Raw genomic sequence first — 17,814 nt, forward strand, 5'->3', positions numbered from 1 at the left:
AACGATCCGCCCGACGGCCGTTTGCCACACCTTCGTAACAGCTTGTCACGAGACCAGCTGATAATCGCACCGAACGGCGGGACCGGCGCCGCCCGCGCCGATCCCGCCCGGTAGGTTGTCACCCGTGCCCACCCCCACCCGCCTCAGCCTCGCCCGACTGGCCGAGCGCCTGCCCGAGCGCGTCCGTACCCAGCTCGGAAACGCGCCCCTGCTGCCCGGGGGCGGGCAAGGAGGGCGGTACTGGACCAGGCTGGTGCCGGTGCTGGCGCTGGTCGCGCTGCTCACCCACGTCCCGTCCTTCGCCCGGCCGGTCTGGAGCCCCGACGAGGGCTTCCTGGCCACCCAGGCCCGGATGCTGGCCGACGGCGGGGTGCTGTACGACACCGTGGTCGACCGCAAGCCGCCGCTGCTGCCCTGGCTCTACCAGGCCTGCTTCGCCGTCTTCGGCTCGGCCTCGCTGTGGCCGCTGCGCACCCTGGCGGTGGTCGCCCACCTGGTCACCGCGATCCTGCTGGCGTCCCTCGCCCGGGGCCGCTGGGGCAACCGGGCCGGGGCCGGCGCCGGGCTGCTCTACCTGCTGGTCTCCATCGGGCTCTCCCCGGAGGACACCCAGGCGGCGACCTTCGAGGTCTTCATGCTGCCCGCCATGGTGGCCGCCTTCCGCTACGCCGAGCGCCGCCGCTGGCTGGCCGCCGGCATCGCGGTGGCGCTCTGCTCGCTGACCAAGCAGACCGGTGGCGCGGTGCTGCTGCCGGTGCTGTGGATGCTCCTCCAGGACGCCCGCCGGCGCGGGGTGCCCTGGCCGCCCGCCCTGTTCAAGATCGCCTTCGGTTTCACCCTGCCGATAGCGCTGGTCGCGGCCATCCTGACCAAGCCCAAGGGTTTCCTCTTCTGGGTGGTCACCGGCAGCGGCGACTACGCCTCCTTCGGCGGCGCCTGGCTGCAGATGATCGGCCGCGCGCTCGGCAACTCGGCCATCCTGGTCGCGGCCGGCCTGGGCTTCCTGTTCCCGGTCGGGCGCCGGCTCTGGCTCAAGTACCGCCACCGCCCGCTGCCGGCCGCCGGCGAGGAGCACGGCTCCACCGCAGACCTGTGGGTGTGGCTGCTGTCATCGGCCGTCGCCGTCAGCGTGGGCTTCCACTTCTTCGGCCACTACTACCTCCAGCTGATCCCCCCGCTGGTGCTGTTGGGCACCGGCGCGGTGGCCACCTCGGCGATCCGCTGGAAGCCCGTCCTGGTGTACACGACGGTCGCCTCCACCGTCTTCTGGGGCCTGGCGCTGGCCTGGCCGGGGGAGCGGCTCAACCGCACCACCGAGGTCGCCACCGCGGTCGCCGCCCAGACCACCCCCAAGGACACCGTGCTGGTCTGGGGCATGCACCCCGAGCTGTACTGGCTGGCCGACCGCAAGCCCGCCACGCGGTACCTGACGGCCGGCTTCCTCACCAACTACAGCGGCGGCAAGGACGGCAGCCCCAACGTCGGCGAGCAGTTCAGCGTCAGCAACGCCTGGCAGACCTTCGACAAGGAGCTCGCCAACGGCCTGCCCGAGGTCGTGGTGGACGACTCCGGCATCGCCCCGTACCAGCCGGTGATGGTCCCCCGGATCGAGAACCTGCTGGACACCCACTACGAGGTGGTCGGCGTCTTCGCCGACACCGTGGTCTACCGCCTCAAGCGCTGAGCCGGCGGCCCACTGAGGCGGGCGGTCCAGCGCCTCCGGGGCGCCGCGCAGGCCCTCCACGGACAACGAAGGAGCCCCGGTGACCGTCAGGTCACCGGGGCTCCCCCGTTCGTACCGCTACGCCTTACGCGGGCACCGAGGCCACACCGGGGGCGAGGAACCTCTTGCCGTTCACCCGCTCCGAGACGCCCTCACGGTCCAGGTACGGGGTGATCCCGCCCAGGTGGAAGGGCCAGCCGGCACCGGTGATCATGCAGAGGTCGATGTCCTGCGCCTCGGCGACGACACCCTCCTCCAGCATCAGGCCGATCTCCTGCGCCACGGCCTCCAGGGCGCGGTTCAGGACCTGCTCCTCGGTGAGCACCGAGTCGCCGAAGGACAGCAGCTCCAGCACCTCGGGGTCGAGGACCTGCTTGCCGTCCACCCAGGTGTAGAAGCCGCGCTTGCCGGCCTTGACGACCTTGCCGAGGTTCTCGGAGACGGTGAACCGCTCCGGGAAGGCCGCGGCCAGGGTCTCCGAGACGTGCAGGGCGATGGCCGGGCCGACCAGCTCCAGCAGCACGATCGGGGACATCGGCAGGCCGAGCGGCTCCACGGCCTTCTCGACGGTGGCGATCGGGGTGCCCTCGTCGATGGCACCCTGGATGGCGTCCATGAAGCGCAGCAGGATGCGGTTCACCACGAACGCCGGGGCGTCCTTGGTGAGCACGGCCGACTTCTTCAGCTTCTTGGCGACACCGAAGGCGGTGGCCAGCGAGGCGTCGTCGGTCTTCTCCGCACGGACGATCTCCAGCAGCGGCAGGATCGCGACCGGGTTGAAGAAGTGGAAGCCGACGACCCGCTCGGGGTGCTTCAGCTTCGAGGCCATCTCGGTGACCGACAGCGAGGAGGTGTTGGTCGCCAGCACGCAGGTCGGCGAGACCACGTCCTCCAGGTCCGCGAAGACGGTCTGCTTGACGCCCATCTCCTCGAAGACGGCCTCGATGACGAAGTCCGCGTCGCCGAAGGCGGCGGCCTTGTCGAGCGAGCCGGTGACCAGGCCCTTGAGGCGGTTGGCCTTGTCCTGGCCGATGCGGCCCTTGCCGAGCAGCTTGTCGATCTCGGTGTGGACGTAGCCGACGCCCTTGTCGACGCGCTCCTGGTCGATGTCGGTGAGGACCACCGGCACCTCCAGGCGGCGGGCGAACAGCAGCGCCAGCTGCGAGGCCATCAGACCGGCGCCGACGACGCCGACCTTGGAGACCGGGCGGGCCAGCGACTTGTCCGGCGCGCCGACGGGGCGCTTGGCCCGGCGCTGCACCAGGTTGAAGGCGTAGATGCCGCTGCGCAGCTCGCCGCTCATGATGAGGTCGGCCAGGGCCGCGTCCTCGGCGTCGAAGCCGGCCTGCAGGCTGGCCTTGTCGGCCAGGTCGGCGTCCTTGACCAGGGAGATGATGTCCAGCGCCTTGTAGGCGGCCGGCGCGGCGCCGTGCACCTTGCCGTCGGCGACCAGGCGGCCCCAGGCGACGGCGTCGTCCCAGGCCTTGCCGCGGTCGATCGCCTCGCGCTCGACGACGACGTCGCCCTTGACGACCTTGGCGGCCCAGATCAGCGACTGCTCCAGGAAGTCGGCCGGCTCGAAGATCGCGTCGGCGATCCCCAGCTCGAACACGTCCTTGCCCTTGAGCTGCTTGTTCTGGCTCATCGAGTTCTCGATGATGACCTTGACGGCCTTCGCCGCGCCGATCAGGTTCGGCAGGATGGTGCAGCCGCCCCAGCCGGGGACGAGGCCCAGGAAGACCTCCGGCAGCGAGAACGCCGGGACGCCCGCGCTGACCGTGCGGTAGTCGCAGTGCAGGCCGACCTCGACGCCGCCGCCCATCGCCGCGCCGTTGTAGAACGCGAAGGACGGGACGGGCAGCGCGGCGATCCGCTTGAAGACCTCGTGGCCGCCCTTGCCGATGGCCAGCGCGTCCGCGTGCTCCTTGAGCAGCTCGACGCCCTTGAGGTCGGCGCCGACCGCGAAGATGAACGGCTTGCCGGTGATCGCGACGCCGACGATCTTGCCCTCGGCGGCCTCGGCCTCGACCTGGTCCAGGGCGTCGGACAGCTTCAGCAGCGAGCCCGGGCCGAAGGTCGTCGGCTTGGTGTGGTCGAAGCCGTTGTCCAGGGTGATCAGGGCCAGCTTGCCGGCCTGCAGCGGCAGGTCCAGGTGGCGCACGTGCGCGGTCGTGACGACCTCGCCCGGGAACAGCTCGGCGCCGTGCTGGAGCAGCTCAGTCGTGGTGCTCATGCTCACTTACCGCCCTCGAAGTGGGGGTTCTCCCAGATGATGGTGCCGCCCATGCCGAAGCCGATGCACATCGTGGTGAGGCCGTAGCGGACGTCCGGGCGCTGCTCGAAGCGGCGGGCCAGCTGGTTCATCAGGCGCACGCCGGAGGAGGCCAGCGGGTGGCCGAAGGCGATCGCACCGCCGAACGGGTTGACCCGCTCGTCGTCGTCCGCGATGCCGTAGTGGTCCAGGAAGGCCAGCACCTGGACGGCGAAGGCCTCGTTGACCTCGAACGCGTCGATGTCGTCGATGGTCAGGCCGGCCTTGGCCAGCGCCTTCTCGGTGGCCGGCACCGGGCCGATGCCCATGACCTCGGGCTCGACGCCCGCGAAGGCGTAGGAGACCAGGCGCATCTTGACCGGGAGGCCGAGCTCCTCGGCGACGTCCTCGGCGGCCAGCAGCGAGGCGGTGGCACCGTCGTTCAGACCGGCCGAGTTGCCCGCGGTGATGTTGCCGTGCGGGCGGAACGGGGTCTTCAGACCGGCCAGGCTCTCCATCGTGGTGCCCGGGCGCAGCGGCTCGTCCACGGTGGCCAGGCCCCAGCCGGTCTCGCCGACCTCGGGGTTGGTGTTGCGGATCGAGATCGGCACCAGGTCGGGCTGGATGTCGCCGTTGGCGTACGCCTTGGCGGCCTTCTCCTGGGAGCGCACCGCGTAGGCGTCGCAGCGCTCCTTGGTGATGTGCGGGAACCGGTCGTGCAGGTTCTCCGCGGTCATGCCCATGAACAGGGCGGACTCGTCGACCAGCTTCTCGGAGACGAAGCGCGGGTTCGGGTCGACGCCCTCGCCCATCGGGTGGCGGCCCATGTGCTCGACGCCGCCGGCCACGACCACGTCGTACGCGCCGAAGGCGATGCCGCCGGCGGTGGTGGTCACGGCGGTCAGCGCACCGGCGCACATGCGGTCGATCGCGTAGCCGGGGACGGACTTGGGCAGGCCGGACAACAGGGCGGCGGTGCGTCCGATGGTCAGACCCTGGTCGCCGATCTGCGTGGTGGCCGCGATGGCGACCTCGTCGATGCGCTCGACGGGCAGGTTCGGGTTACGGCGCACGAGCTCCCGGATGCACTTGACGACGAGGTCGTCGGCGCGCGTCTCGTGGTAGATGCCCTTCGGGCCGGCCTTGCCGAACGGGGTGCGGACGCCATCGACGAAGACGACGTCCCTCGCGGTACGAGGCACGGGGGCTCTCCTCCCAGGGACCAACAGTTCGAGGTGGGCAGGCTGCCGCCGGTGACCCGAGCGGCGCCGCTTCACCGTCATGCTACCGGTCGGTAACCACCCTGCCCAGGCCCCTCGGCGGGTTGACCGGGTGTGTCCCGCGCCACGTCCGACCAGCGACGCTCTCCGGATACGCCGAAGGGGACGTCGTCGTACGACGACATCCCCTTCACGTCGGCCCTGTGCCGGTGGCCGGTCAGTCCTGTGCGGTCACCGCGGCGGCGAAGGCGGCGGCGACCGCCGGGGCCACCAGGTCGACCTGCCACTGCCGGGCGCCCAGCCTGCGCAGCGCGTCGGCCACGCCGTCGGCGCTCGCGTCGGCCGGCGGCTCCCAGGAGACCCGGCGGACCAGGTCCGGGGTGATCAGGTTCTCGGCCGGCAGGTTGTGCCGCTCGGCCAGCTCGCTGACGGCGCTGCGGGCGCCGGACAGCCGGGCGGCGGCCACCGGGTCCTTCTCGGCCCAGGCACGCGGCGGCGGCGGCCCGTCGTGCGGTGCGGCGGCCGGCGGCAGCTGGTTCTCCGGCACCTCGCGGCCGCGCTGCACGGCGGCCAGCCACTGCTCCAGCTGGCGCCGGTGCACCCGCGGCCCGAAGCCCTGGACGGCCTGGAGGGCGGCGACGTTCAGCGGCATGGCCAGCGCGGCGTTGACGATCGCGGCGTCCGGGAGCACCCGGCCCGGCGAGACGTCGCGCTCCCGCGCCATGCGGTCCCGGGCCAGCCACAGCTCGCGCACGACGGCCAGCTGGCGGCGCCGGCGGACCTTGTGCAGCTGCGAGGTGCGCCGCCACGGGTCGGTGCGCGGGGCGGGGCGGGGGGCGGCGGCGATCGCCGCGAACTCCTCCAGCGCCCAGTCGAGCTTGCCCTGGGCGTCCAGCTCCTGTTCGAGTGCGTCGCGCAGCTCGACCAGCACCTCGACGTCCAGAGCGGCGTAGCGCAGCCACGGCTCGGGCAGCGGGCGGGTGGACCAGTCGACCGCCGAGTGCTCCTTGGCCAGGCTCAGCCCGAGCACGCTCTCGGTCATCGGTCCGAGTCCGACCCGGGCGAAGCCGGCGATCCGCCCGGCCAGCTCGGTGTCGAACAGCCGCCGCGGTCTCATGCCGACCTCGGCCAGGCAGGGCAGGTCCTGGGTGGCGGCGTGCACCACCCACTCGGCGTCCGCGAGGGCGGCGCCGAGCCCGCTGAGGTCGGGGCAGGCGATCGGGTCGATCAGCGCGGTGCCGGCGCCCGCGCGGCGCAGCTGGATGAGGTACGCGCGCTGTCCGTAGCGGTAGCCGGAGGCCCGCTCGGCGTCGACGGCGACCGGTCCGGTGCCCGCGGCGAAGGCGGCGACGGTGGCGGCCAGCGCCTGCTCGTCCGTCACGACGGGCGGGATCCCCTCCTTGGGCTCAAGGAGCGGGACCGGGGCTGCTTCTTCTGGGATGGCTGCTACGGCGTCGGTCACCCACCAAGGGTACGACGGTCCTCGGAACCGGGAGTGTTGTCGGACTGGTCAGACCGGGTTCGTGACTGTGTCGCAGGTGGGTGGCGAGCCCGCGACAGCGGCTCAGGAGGAACGTTCCTCCTGAGCCGCTGTCGCGGTCCTGCTCGATCTGCTCAGTGGATGATGCCGGTGCGCAGCGCGACCGCGACCATGCCGGCCCGGTCGCCGGTGCCGAGCTTGCGCGCGATGCGGGCGAGGTGGCTCTTGACGGTCAGCGCGGACAGGCCCATCGCGACGCCGATCGCCTTGTTGGACTGGCCCTCGGCCACCAGCCGCAGCACCTCGACCTCGCGGCCGGACAGTTCGCGGTAGGCGGTCTGCTGCGCGCCCGGCGCCCCGGGGGCTCCCGGCGCGCCCGGCGCCCCGGCCGCACCCGGCACGCCCGGCATGCCGGGGCGGCGCATCCGCCCGGCCAGGCCGGCGGCGCCCAGCGGCAGGCCCGGGCGTCCGGGCATCGCGACGTTGGTGCGGGTGCCGGTGACGACGTAGCCCTTGACGCCGCCGGCCAGCGCGCTGCGGACCGCGCCGATGTCGTCGGCGGCGGAGAGCGCCAGGCCGTTGGGCCAGCCCGCGGCGCGGGTCTCGGCCAGGATGGTCAGCCCGGAGCCGTCCGGCAGGTGCACGTCGGCGACGCAGATGTCGCGCGGGGTGGAGACCCGGGGGCGGGCCTCGGCGATCGAGGACACCTCGATCACGTCCCGGACGCCGAGCGCCCACAGGTGGCGGGTGACGGTGTTTCGGACGCGCGGATCGGCGATGACCACCATGGCGGTGGGCTTGGTCGGGCGGTAGGCGACCACGTTTGCGGGGTGCTCAAGAAGGACCGACACCAGGCCTCCTGCGGGGAGTGGCGGACGGAACCCCGATGGGGGCGGTCGGAGTGTTCCGCGTTCGGAAAGGGTCACAGTCTGCTTCGGCAGCTACCGTGCCCGGCTTTAGCGAAAGATCACGATCTAGTGAGTAACAATACGGACAAATCGCGCAAATGATTGATGCGACATGCCTGGTATTCGCACAAAATCGATCAAATTCGACGCGGATCGATCAGATTCGACCGCTTAATTGACGCAGAGCGGGTCCGAAGTCACACTCCGTCAGCCCTGGGGGTGGCGTCCGACCGTCCGGTGCCGTCCGGGCCCGGACACCACTCCTCAGTGCGAGCGCGGGCGTCGCCGGGCGGGCATCGGGACCACCCCACCGAGTGACGGCACGTCCGTCGGCGCCTGCGGGGCCAGGGCGGCCGGCGGCAGGCCCGCGCTGGTGCACAGCAGGTCCCCCCAGGCCGCCAGGTGCCGCTCGAACCGGCGGTCGGCCGGCGTCCAGGAGGCCCGGATCTCGATCTCGGTCGAGGACGGACGGTCCGCGAGGCCCCCGAAGTACTGGGAGGCGCACCTGGTCACCGTGCCCGACGGCTCCGCGTACCCGGCGCCGTGCGCCTGCAGCGCGTCCAGCAGCCAGGCCCAGCCGACCTCCGACAGCATCGGGTCGCCGGCCATCTCCGGCTCCAGCTCGGCGCGGGTCATCGTGACCACCCGGAACTCCCCGTTCCAGGCCTCCTGACCCTCCGGGTCGTACAGCAGCACCAGCCGGCCGTCCGCCAGCTCCTCGCCGTCCACCTCCACCGAGGCGGTCACCGCGAACGCGTGCGGGGCGAGCCGGCGCGGCGCCGGCGCGGGGGAGAGCTGCACCTCGGGCCGCAGCCGCGCCCCGTCGAATGCCGCCACGGCGGCCCGGAACTCGCTCGGCGCCCCCTCCCGACCCGTTCCGCCACCTGCTCCGCCACCCTGCGCGGGGTGCCCGCCGACCGCTGCCATGACCCGAAGACTAGGTCGAAAACCCGGGTTATCGCCGCAACTTCCGTCCGAGCGGCGTGCCGGAACGGCAAACCCGGGCGGATCTTGGAGGAACCGACGAGACGGGCGGGACGGTCGCGCCCGGGGCGCATGCGAAGATTTGACGCGTGAGCGAGACTACGGCAGACACCACGGCGGCCACCACCGAAGGCCGGCCCACCCCCGCGCGCCGCGGCGCCGCGCACGACTCCGCGTTCCTGCGCGCCTGCCGGCACGAGCCGGTGCCGCACACCCCCGTGTGGTTCATGCGCCAGGCCGGCCGCTCGCTGCCCGAGTACCTGAAGGTCCGCGAGGGCATCCCCATGCTGGAGTCCTGCATGCGGCCCGAGCTGGTCAAGGAGATCACCCTGCAGCCGGTGCGCCGGCACAAGGTGGACGCGGCGATCTTCTTCAGCGACATCGTGGTGCCGCTCAAGGCCGTCGGCATCGACGTCGAGATCAAGCCGAACGTCGGCCCGGTCATCGCCGACCCGATCCGCACCTTCGAGGACCTCCAGCGGCTGCGCCCGCTGGAGCCGGACGACGTCCCCTACATCACCGAGGCCGTCGGCCTGCTCGTCGACGAGCTCGGCGGGACGCCGCTGATCGGCTTCGCCGGCGCCCCGTACACCCTCGCCAGCTACCTGGTCGAGGGCGGGCCGTCCAAGAACCACGAGAACACCAAGGCCATGATGTACGGCCAGCCCGAGCTGTGGGCCGCAGTGGTCGACCGGCTCGCCGACATCACCTCCGCCTTCCTGAAGGTGCAGATCGAGGCCGGTGCCTCGGCGATCCAGCTGTTCGACTCCTGGGTCGGCTCGCTCGCCCCCGACGACTACCGCCGCTCGGTCATGCCGGCCAGCACCAAGGTCTTCGACGCCGTCGCCTCCTACGGCGTGCCGCGGATCCACTTCGGCGTCGGCACCGGCGAACTGCTCGGCCTGATGGGCCAGGCCGGCGCGGACATCGTCGGCGTCGACTGGCGGGTGCCGCTGAACGTCGCCGCCGAGCGGGTCGGCCAGGGCAAGGGCCTGCAGGGCAACCTCGACCCGGCCGTGCTCTTCGCGCCCACCAAGGTCGTCGAGACCAAGGCCCGCGAGGTGCTGCACGCCGCCCAGGCGATCGGCACCAGCGGCCACATCTTCAACCTCGGCCACGGCGTGCTGCCCAGCATGGACCCGGACGCGCTCACCCGGCTCGTCGCCTTCGTGCACGAGACCAGCGCGCGCTGACACCCACCCCGACGGTCGCCCTCGGCCCGGACGGGCCGGTGCCGAAGGCGACGGAGCGGGCGGATTGAGGCGTTCGTGTAAGGACCTGCGAGACTGCGGGCATGTCGGATGCACATGTCGTCGTCATCGGCGGTGGGATCGCGGGACTGGCCGCGGCCGCGTTCCTCAGCGGGGCGGCCGGCGGGGAGCCGGCCCGGGCGCGGGTGACGTTGCTGGAGGCGTCGCCGCGGATCGGCGGGAAGCTGTGGGGCGGAGAGGTCGGCGGGGTCCGGGTGGACCTCGGCGCCGAGTCGATGCTCGCGAGGCGGCCCGAGGCGGTCGAGCTGGCGCGGGCGGTCGGTCTGGGGGCCGAGCTGGAGCCGCCGACCACGGCGAAGGCGGCGATCTGGACGCGCGGCGCGCTGCGCCCGCTGCCCGGCGGGCAGGTGATGGGCGTCCCGGGTGATCTGGACGCGCTGGCGGCCTCCGGGGTGCTGACCGCAGAGGGCCTGGAGCGGGCACGGCACGAGGGCAACACCGAGGTCGGCGAGGACGTCGCGATCGGCCGGTACGTCGCCGACCGGCTGGGCCGGGAGGTGGTGGACCGGCTGGTGGAGCCGCTGCTCGGCGGCGTCTACGCCGGGCGCGCGGACGAGATCTCGCTGCGCGCCGCCGTGCCGCAGCTGCTGCCGATCGCCCGCGGCGGCGGTTCGCTGGTCGCCGGGGTGCACGAGCTGGCCTCGCGCCCGCAGACCGTCGGCACACCGGTGTTCCAGGGGCTGCGCGGCGGCATCGGCACCCTGCCGGAGGCCGTCGCCGCGGCCTGCGCGAAGGCGGGCGTGGACCTGCGCACCGACACGCCCGTCGACGAACTGCGCCGCACCCCCGAGGGCTGGCGCGTCGTGGCCGGCGGGGAGGTGCTGGCGGCGGACGCGGTCGTGCTGGCCGTCCCGGCGCCCGCCGCGGCCCGGCTGCTGCGCGCGGACGTGCCGGCGGCCGCCGCCGAGCTGGACGCCGTCGAGTACGCGGGGGCGGCGCTGGTGACCCTGGCGTTCCGGCGGGCCGACCTGCCGGAGCCGCTGTCCGGCAGCGGGTTCCTGGTGCCGTCGGTGGACGGACGGCAGATCAAGGCGTCGACCTTCTCCTCGAACAAGTGGGGCTGGCTGGAGCGCTCCGCCCCGGACGCGTTCCTGCTGCGCACCTCGCTGGGCCGCTACCGCGAGGAGGAGGCGCTGGACCTGCCGGACGAGGAGCTGGTGGCCCGCTCGCTGGCCGACCTCGGTGAGGCGATCGGGCTTACCGCGCGGCCGTACGACACCACGGTGACCCGCTGGCGGGCCGGCCTGCCGCAGTACCCGGTGGGCCACCTGGACCGGGTGGCCCGGGTACGGGCCGCCGCGGCCGGGGTCGGGGGACTGGCGCTGTGCGGCGCCGCGTACGACGGGGTGGGCATCCCGGCGTGCATCGCCTCCGCGGCCACCGCCGTGGCGGCGCTCGACAAACTGTTGACCCCGGCGACCGGGGAAGGTTCCACGGAGAGGACAATGGGCGCATGACTGAGACCGTTGAGCGGCAGCCGGAGCAGCAGCCCGAGAAGAAGAAGGCGCGCGACCTGAACCAGGTCATCCGCTACACGATGTGGTCGGTGTTCAAGCTCAAGGGCGCCCTGCCCGAGGACCGCACCGCCCTGGCCGCCGAGGTGGACGAGCTCTTCGCCCAGCTGGCGGCGAAGGACGTGACCGTGCGCGGCACGTACGACGTGTCCGGCCTGCGCGCGGACGCCGACATCCTGGTCTGGTGGCACGCCGGCGACTCGGACGACCTGCAGGAGGCGTACAACCGCTTCCGCCGCACGGGCCTCGGCCGCCACCTGGAGCCGGTCTGGTCGAACATGGCGCTGCACCGCCCGGCCGAGTTCAACAAGTCGCACATCCCGGCGTTCCTCGCCGACGAGCGCGCGCGCGACTACGTCTGCGTGTACCCGTTCGTCCGCTCCTACGAGTGGTACCTGCTGCCGGACGCCGAGCGGCGCGCGATGCTCGCCGAGCACGGTCAGATGGCCCGCGGCTACCCGGACGTGCGGGCCAACACGGTCGCCTCGTTCGCCCTCGGCGACTACGAGTGGCTGCTCGCCTTCGAGGCGGACGAGCTGCACCGCATCGTCGACCTGATGCGCGACCTGCGTCCGTCCCGCGCGCGCCTGCACGTGCGCGAGGAGGTCCCGTTCTTCACCGGCCGTCGCAAGCCGGTCAGCGAGCTCCTCAACGGCCTGGTCTGATCCGGGACGTACGCCACGGGGTCCGCTTCGGCGGGCCCCGTCGTGCGTTTCGGGGGCGGTGGGTTCAGGTGCGGTGGGGGCGCAGCGCCGCGCGGAGGCGGGGGTCGAGGAGGGCGGCGGGGCCGTTCATGGCGACGGCGGTGAGGAGTTCGCGCTCCTCGTCGTCGCCGAGCCCGTACTGGCGGGTGGGGCGGACCTCGCGCAGGACCTCCTGGCCGATCGGGGAGGCCCACCGGGTGTACGGGTAGACGTCGACCCGGGCCATCAGCAGGGTGCCGGACGTGAGCACCAGCGGCAGGGAGAACCAGGCGAGCGGGGCGAGGGCGTCGCCGTCGGTGAAGCCGCCGACGGCGAGGGCGGCGGCCAGCAGGACGAGGGACAGCAGCAGCGCGTGCCGCACCTGGCGGATCACCACGACGGTGTTGCGCTGCACCAGGGCCGGGGTGGCCAGGCCGGCCAGGGAGAGCCGGGTGCCGATCTCCAGGACGGTGGGGTGTTCGGCCATGGCCCGGCGCAGCTCGTCGGTGCGGCACTGGCCGTCGGGGCCGACGGTGGCGATGATCGCGCGTTCCAGCCGGCTGCGCCCCCTCGGGTCGACCACGGTGGTCCAGCCGGTGTGCGCGAGGTGGAGCCGGCCACGGCCGGCCATCAGGACGAGGGCGAGTTCGATGACCCGGTCCGGGCCGCCGGCCAGGTAGGCCGTCTCGTAGAGCCCGATCCCGACGGCCTCGGGCGGGCGCAGCCCGTCCTGCCCGGCGAGGGCGTCGGCGGTGACGGTCATCCGGACCAGCCGGGAGCAGGACACGACTGCCGCGATACACGCCGGTATCAGGAACAGCAACCACATGGGCATGTTCTATGCCGCCGCCGTCGGCCCGGGGAACGGCTTCCCGGGCCGCGATACCGAACTGTGACGTCAGGAGCCACAGCCGCCGCCACAGCTGGAGCCACAACTGGAGGACGAGCCGCAGCTGCTGGAGCTGCAACTCGACGACGAGGAACCGCAGCTGGACGAGGACGAGCCGCAGCTGGACGAGGATCCGCAGCTCGACGACGAACCGGTGTCGGAGAAGCCGCCGCACCAGGACGCGCTGCTGCCGCTGCACGAGGACGAGCTCGACGAGCAGGAGGACGAGGAGGACGAGGAGGACGAGGACCCCCACGAGCCGAACGTCGCCTTCGCTGCGGCCTGCTGGGCCGCCGCCCCCAGCATCGCCTCCTGCAACTCCTCGTTCCCCAGCTCGTCCCCGGCGACGGCCAGCCCGCCGAGCGCGATCGCGCCGAGCAGTGCGCCGCCCGCCATCCCCGCGTACAGGCCGGAGGGCGGGGTCCACGGCGTGCCGGGCTCCATCACCACGAGCTGTCGCTGCCCGGCCGGCGTGATCCGGCCCCTGCCCGGGCGGGTGGCGAGCAGGGTGATCGCGCCGACGGCGAGCAGGACCACCGGGACCCAGCCGGCGGGGCGGTCGCCGCGGCCGTCGTCCAGCAGGAAGGAGAGGAGGATGAAGAACAGGACGTCGACCATCGCGATCCAGAGCAACCGGCGGGCCTTGCGGGCCGCGCGCTGCCGGTCGGGGTGGCGCATCAGGCCGCGGGCGGCGAGGTCGTCGCCGAGCTCCTGGACGGCAGGGGAGCGCATCACGTCCCGGCGCACGCCGGCGATGTCGCGGCTCCTGGTCGGGCCGACCGCGTCCATGATCGCCTGGTCGACGGCGTCGTGCGGCCGGTCGTGGGTGATGGTGACCATGCCGCCGCGGCTGACGACCGCGCGCTCGGCCAGGTGCATCCGGACCAGGGCGGTGTCGAAGACCCGGCCCGGGCCGCCGGCCAGGAACGCGGCGCTGAGCAGCGAGAGGCCGCGGCCGGGCAGGCCCTTGGGGTGCGAGACGTGCTTGACCCGCCGGGCGGTGTTCTCCGCGTACAGGGCGGCGGCCACCAGGAGGACGGCCGGGATGATGAAGTAGGTGTTGTGCCACATGGGCGGTTCCCCCGAAGTGTGCGTCAGGAAGGTTCTGGCGCCAGCGGACGGTCCTGGCGCCGCAGGGCCCGGCGCAGCCGGGCGAGCGGGCCGGGTGCCCGGGTGGGCGCCTGGTGGAGCCACTGCTCCAGGGCCCGGCGGTCGGCGCCGGCGAGCGGGCGGGCGTGGGTGAGCGCCCACGCGGCGAAGGCCCGGGCGTCGGCGCGGTAGCCGCCGGTCTGCGGGTTGGTGCGGGCGTAGGCGAGGAAGAGCGGCCCGTACCGCGTCCCGAGCAGGCGGGGCAGTTCGGCGGCGACGCGGGCGACGGTGTCCCGCCGCTTGGCGGCGAGGCCGGTGGACTGGGCGCGGACCTGCGCCGGGTCGAAGCCGGGTGGGACGGGTCCGCCGGCCACCAGCGCGGCCAGCAACTCCTCCTGGCGGCGCGCCAGTTCGGCACGGGCGGCGGCCAGGTCCCGGTCTTCCGGCAGGAGGTCGGTCATGCGCGGGTGCTCCCCTCCAGCACCCGGCGGATGGCGTCCAGTTCACCGGCCAGTTCGGTGGGCGGCGGGAAGTCGGCGTCGCGTTCGAGCAGGACGCCGGGCGGTCGGACCCGCGCGCAGAGTTCGGCCAGGACTTCCAGCACCGGTTCGGTGACCGGGTGGGCATGGGTGTCGTGCCAGACGCCGTCGACCATGGTGCCGCCCGCGACGTGCACGTAGGCGAGCGCCTCCAGCGGCAGGCGGTCGAGTTCGGCGGCCGGGTCGAGGCCGAGGTTGACCCGGTTGGTGTGCAGGTTGGCGACGTCGACGAGCAGCCGGACGCCGGTGCGCTCGACGAGTTCGGCGAGGAACTGCCCCTCGGTCAGCTCGTCGTCCGGCCAGGCCAGCTGGGCGGCGATGTTCTCCAGCGCGAGCGGCACCGGGAGCTGGTCCTGGGCGATCCGGACGTTCTCGGCGATCACCCGCAGCGCGTCCCGGGAGCGCGGTACGGGCAGCAGGTGGCCGGCCTCCAGGCCGCCGGCCCGGACGAACGCCAGGTGCTCGGTGACCAGCGGCGAGCCGAGCGCGGCGGCCGTCCCGGCGAGCCGGGCGAGCCGGTCCGGATCGGGCCGGTCGGCGCCGCCGAGGCCGAGCGAGACGCCGTGCGGGACGACGGTGACACCGCGGGCGCGCAGGATCGTCAGGGAGTCGGGCAGGTGGTCGGCGCAGACGTTCTCCGCGACGACCTCGACCCAGTCCAGGCCGGGCTGGCGTTCCACCACGGTGTCGATCTCGCCGCGCCAGCCGAGGCCGACCCCGAGCCGGGGTGCGGCGGCGGCACCGGTGGCCGCCCGCGCGGGCAGGTTCAGTGCAGGGGAAGTCATCGATACGCCCCCTTCGGAGGGCTGGGTGGGAAGGCCGTCGGGTGGTGCGGGCGCCGTCGCCGGGACCGCCCGTGGGCCGTGCTGCTGAGGATGTCCCCGGGCGGGGTGGCTGCCAAGCCTCACCCGGTCTTCTCAGAGCATTATTTGAGCTTGTCGGCCCGGTGATCACGGACTCTAGCGCCTTGCCGGAGGCATCGTCGCAGGTGGGGGTGGCGACAACCGAGGGAAAGCGGGGAAATCCGGAGGCGGCCAGGCGCCCGGCGCCCTTACCGTGAGAAGCCATGACGACGACACTGACGATCCGTGACTTCCGCCCCGACGACGCCGAAGCCGCGTGCGCCGCCCACCGGGCCGGGCGCGAACACCTGGTGATGACCGCCGAGGCGCTGGTCTGGCTGAACGCCCTGGAGCTGCCCGGCGAGCACTTCCGCACCTTCGTCGCCGAGTTGGACGGCCAGGTGGTCGGCTCGGTCCGCTGTGCGCTGGCGGTCGGGACGACGACCGAGGGCGTCGGCTACGCCAACGGCAGCGTGCTGCCGCGGTTCCGGCGGCGCGGCGCGTTCACCGGCCTGCTCGCGGCGGCCGAGCGGCACCTCACCGAGCACGGCGCCACCGAGGTGCACGCCTGGGTGGACGACGCGCCCGGATCGCTGGCCTTCGCCAGGGCCAGGGGCTTCACGATCGGGCGGGAGGCGCAGTTCTCCGAGCGTGACCTGACGCTGCCCCTGCCGGAGGCGCTCCCGCTGCCGGCCGGCGTCGAGCTGCGCCCGGCGAGCGACTGGGCGGCGGACCCGCGCCCGCTGTTCGTGGTCGAGGAGGACGCGAGCCGCGACGAGCCCGGCGAAGTGGTGATGGACGCCACCGAGTTCGAGGACTGGCGGCGGGGCGTGTGGAGCCGGCCCGACCTCGACAAGGCGCTCTCCGTGGTGGCCGTCGTGGACGGCGAGCCGGCCGCGTTCACCATGGCGCAGACGGACGGCGTGGACCGCTACTGGTCGGCGTTCACCGCCTGCCGCCGGGAGTTCCGCGGCCGCGGGCTGAGCAAGCTGGCCAAGCGGGAATCGCTGCGGCTGGCCGCGGCGGCGGGCTACCGGTCGGCGTACACCGCCAACGACGCGACCAACGCGCCGATGCTCGCGGTCAACGCCTGGCTCGGCTACGAGCGCTGCGCCGGGGAGTTCAAAGGCATCAAGCGGCTGAACGGCTGACGGCACCGGGTGCCCGCGGGCGGTTCGTTCGACCCGTCCACGGACCGTCCCGGCTCGTGAGACGATTGGTCTCGACCAGGGGTGCGAATCCGGACGGTTCGGGACCGTTCGGGGCAGGAACTCTCAACGATCGCAACGGTTTTGCCCCGCTCCTGACACATCGTGGGCATAATCACGCCCATGACGATCAACCGCGCCAACGTGAGCGCGATCGCCGAGGACCTCCACGTGTGGCTCCCCCCGAAGCGGGGCTGGGGCCTGGCCAACTGCGGGCTGCTGGCCTCGGCGACGACCGCACTCTGGATCGACACCCCCTACGACCCCGTGCTGGCCTCGGAGTTCCTCGCCGCGAGCCGGCGGCTGCTGGCCGACGGGGTCACCGTCGACCGGGTGATCGTCACGCACGCCAACGGCGACCACCTGTGGGGCGCCGGCGTCGTCCCGGACGCCGAGGTCATCTCCACCCGCGAGGCGCTGGAGCACATCCACTACGAGCCCACCCCCAAGCAGCAGCACGCGCTCGTCGCGGGCAGCGACCCGGCCTCCCCGATCGGCGGCTACCTCCAGGAGCACTTCGGCCGGTTCGACTGGTCCGCCACCGAGCCGGTGCACCCGGACACCGTCTTCACCGGCGAGCTGGAGCTGCGGGTGGGGGAGTACCCGGTGCAGCTGACCAGCCTGCCCGCGGCCCACACCGGCGGCGACCTGATCGTCCATCTGCCGCGCCAGAGCACCGTGTTCGCCGGTGACGTGATCTTCGGCTCGACGCCCGAGCAGCCCGGGGACCACCCGTCGCACTGGGCCGGGCCGCTGGAGAACGTCATCGCCGCCTGCGAGCGGATCCTCGCCACCGGCGCCGGGATCATCGTCCCCGGCCACGGGCCGGTCCTCGACCGCGACGGCGTCCGCGCCCACATCGCGTACCTGGAGTACGTCCGCGAGCGAGCCCATGCCCTGCACGCCGCCGGAATCCCCGCGCTGGACGCCGCCCGGCGGGTCATCGCCGAGCAGCGCCACCCCGAACTCGGCCTGCCCGAACGGCTGGTGCTCACCGTCGCGGCCGAGTACCGGCACCTGGACGGCAGCGAGGCGCCGAACGTCCTGGAGGCGATGACCCAGGTCGCCGTGGTGGCCCGCGAGATCGCCGAGGACGCCGCCCACGCCCGGCGCCTCTTCCCCGACGTCGGCTACCGCGCCTGACCCGGGGCCCGGGCCCGGCGGCCCGGCACCCGCCAGCCTGCGAGGAACTCCCGAGGACATCCGAGGACAC

13 protein-coding genes and 1 pseudogene are annotated in these 17,814 nt (G+C 73.2%); 6 read left to right on the forward strand and 8 right to left on the reverse strand.

Annotated elements, in window-relative coordinates; translation table 11 throughout:
- Positions 1-124 precede the first annotated feature (124 nt).
- On the forward strand, positions 125-1,684 hold the full coding sequence (locus tag F7Q99_RS19575) for an ArnT family glycosyltransferase (protein ID WP_326846887.1): 1,560 nt from the start codon (positions 125-127) through the stop codon (positions 1,682-1,684).
- A 124-nt stretch (positions 1,685-1,808) separates the two neighbouring features.
- On the opposite strand, the gene F7Q99_RS19580 is transcribed toward F7Q99_RS19575, so the two are convergent.
- The 5 genes from F7Q99_RS19580 to F7Q99_RS19600 all read right to left on the reverse strand — a co-directional run bounded on the left by F7Q99_RS19580 (position 1,809) and on the right by F7Q99_RS19600 (position 8,509).
- A complete protein-coding gene (locus tag F7Q99_RS19580) occupies positions 1,809-3,956 on the reverse strand; it encodes a 3-hydroxyacyl-CoA dehydrogenase NAD-binding domain-containing protein (protein WP_153463148.1) in 2,148 nt (715 codons plus the stop codon).
- 2 nt (positions 3,957-3,958) lie between these two features.
- Positions 3,959-5,176, reverse strand: a complete 1,218-nt coding sequence (locus F7Q99_RS19585) for a thiolase family protein (protein WP_326846888.1) — start codon at positions 5,174-5,176, stop codon at positions 3,959-3,961.
- A gap of 235 nt (positions 5,177-5,411) precedes the next feature.
- Positions 5,412-6,656, reverse strand: a complete 1,245-nt coding sequence (locus F7Q99_RS19590) for a ribonuclease D (RefSeq protein ID WP_326846889.1) — start codon at positions 6,654-6,656, stop codon at positions 5,412-5,414.
- A gap of 152 nt (positions 6,657-6,808) precedes the next feature.
- Positions 6,809-7,525, reverse strand: a complete 717-nt coding sequence (locus F7Q99_RS19595) for a response regulator transcription factor (RefSeq protein ID WP_326846890.1) — start codon at positions 7,523-7,525, stop codon at positions 6,809-6,811.
- A 321-nt stretch (positions 7,526-7,846) separates the two neighbouring features.
- Entirely contained in the window at positions 7,847-8,509 is a 663-nt protein-coding gene (locus tag F7Q99_RS19600; protein WP_153463150.1) for a DUF3000 domain-containing protein, read from the reverse strand.
- A 236-nt stretch (positions 8,510-8,745) separates the two neighbouring features.
- Here F7Q99_RS19600 and hemE point away from each other — a divergent pair, with 236 nt between their 5' ends.
- From hemE to hemQ, 3 genes are all read left to right on the forward strand, one after another.
- Positions 8,746-9,759 carry a uroporphyrinogen decarboxylase gene (hemE, locus tag F7Q99_RS19605; protein ID WP_153466413.1) on the forward strand — a complete coding sequence of 338 codons (1,014 nt, stop codon included), beginning with the start codon at positions 8,746-8,748 and terminating at the stop codon, positions 9,757-9,759.
- Positions 9,760-9,860: 101 nt separating this feature from the next.
- The gene (hemG, locus tag F7Q99_RS19610) at positions 9,861-11,294 is read left to right on the forward strand and encodes a protoporphyrinogen oxidase (RefSeq protein ID WP_153463152.1); all 1,434 of its coding nucleotides are present in this window, start codon (positions 9,861-9,863) and stop codon (positions 11,292-11,294) included.
- On the forward strand, positions 11,291-12,016 hold the full coding sequence (gene hemQ / locus F7Q99_RS19615; protein WP_153463153.1) for a hydrogen peroxide-dependent heme synthase: 726 nt from the start codon (positions 11,291-11,293) through the stop codon (positions 12,014-12,016). The genes hemG and hemQ overlap by 4 nt, the downstream gene beginning before the upstream one ends.
- A gap of 64 nt (positions 12,017-12,080) precedes the next feature.
- Here the strand turns inward: hemQ and F7Q99_RS19620 are convergent, their stop codons facing one another.
- The 3 genes and pseudogenes from F7Q99_RS19620 to F7Q99_RS19630 form a co-directional block, all read right to left on the reverse strand.
- The gene (locus F7Q99_RS19620) at positions 12,081-12,821 is read right to left on the reverse strand and encodes a TIGR04222 domain-containing membrane protein (protein ID WP_326846891.1); all 741 of its coding nucleotides are present in this window, start codon (positions 12,819-12,821) and stop codon (positions 12,081-12,083) included.
- A 111-nt stretch (positions 12,822-12,932) separates the two neighbouring features.
- Complete coding sequence (locus tag F7Q99_RS19625) at positions 12,933-13,994, reverse strand: TIGR04222 domain-containing membrane protein (protein ID WP_153463156.1); 1,062 nt, start codon at positions 13,992-13,994, stop codon at positions 12,933-12,935.
- A 23-nt stretch (positions 13,995-14,017) separates the two neighbouring features.
- A pseudogene (locus F7Q99_RS19630) lies at positions 14,018-15,336 on the reverse strand (DUF692 domain-containing protein).
- Between the two features lie 281 nt (positions 15,337-15,617).
- Between F7Q99_RS19630 and F7Q99_RS19635 the strand changes: the two are divergent.
- A complete protein-coding gene (locus F7Q99_RS19635) occupies positions 15,618-16,544 on the forward strand; it encodes a GNAT family N-acetyltransferase (protein ID WP_153463158.1) in 927 nt (308 codons plus the stop codon).
- Between the two features lie 180 nt (positions 16,545-16,724).
- Complete coding sequence (locus tag F7Q99_RS19640; RefSeq protein ID WP_153463160.1) at positions 16,725-17,744, forward strand: MBL fold metallo-hydrolase; 1,020 nt, start codon at positions 16,725-16,727, stop codon at positions 17,742-17,744.
- Positions 17,745-17,814: the final 70 nt, after the last annotated feature.

Origin of the sequence: Streptomyces kaniharaensis (assembly GCF_009569385.1) — a bacterium.
In the GTDB taxonomy this organism is placed as follows: domain Bacteria; phylum Actinomycetota; class Actinomycetes; order Streptomycetales; family Streptomycetaceae; genus Kitasatospora; species Kitasatospora kaniharaensis.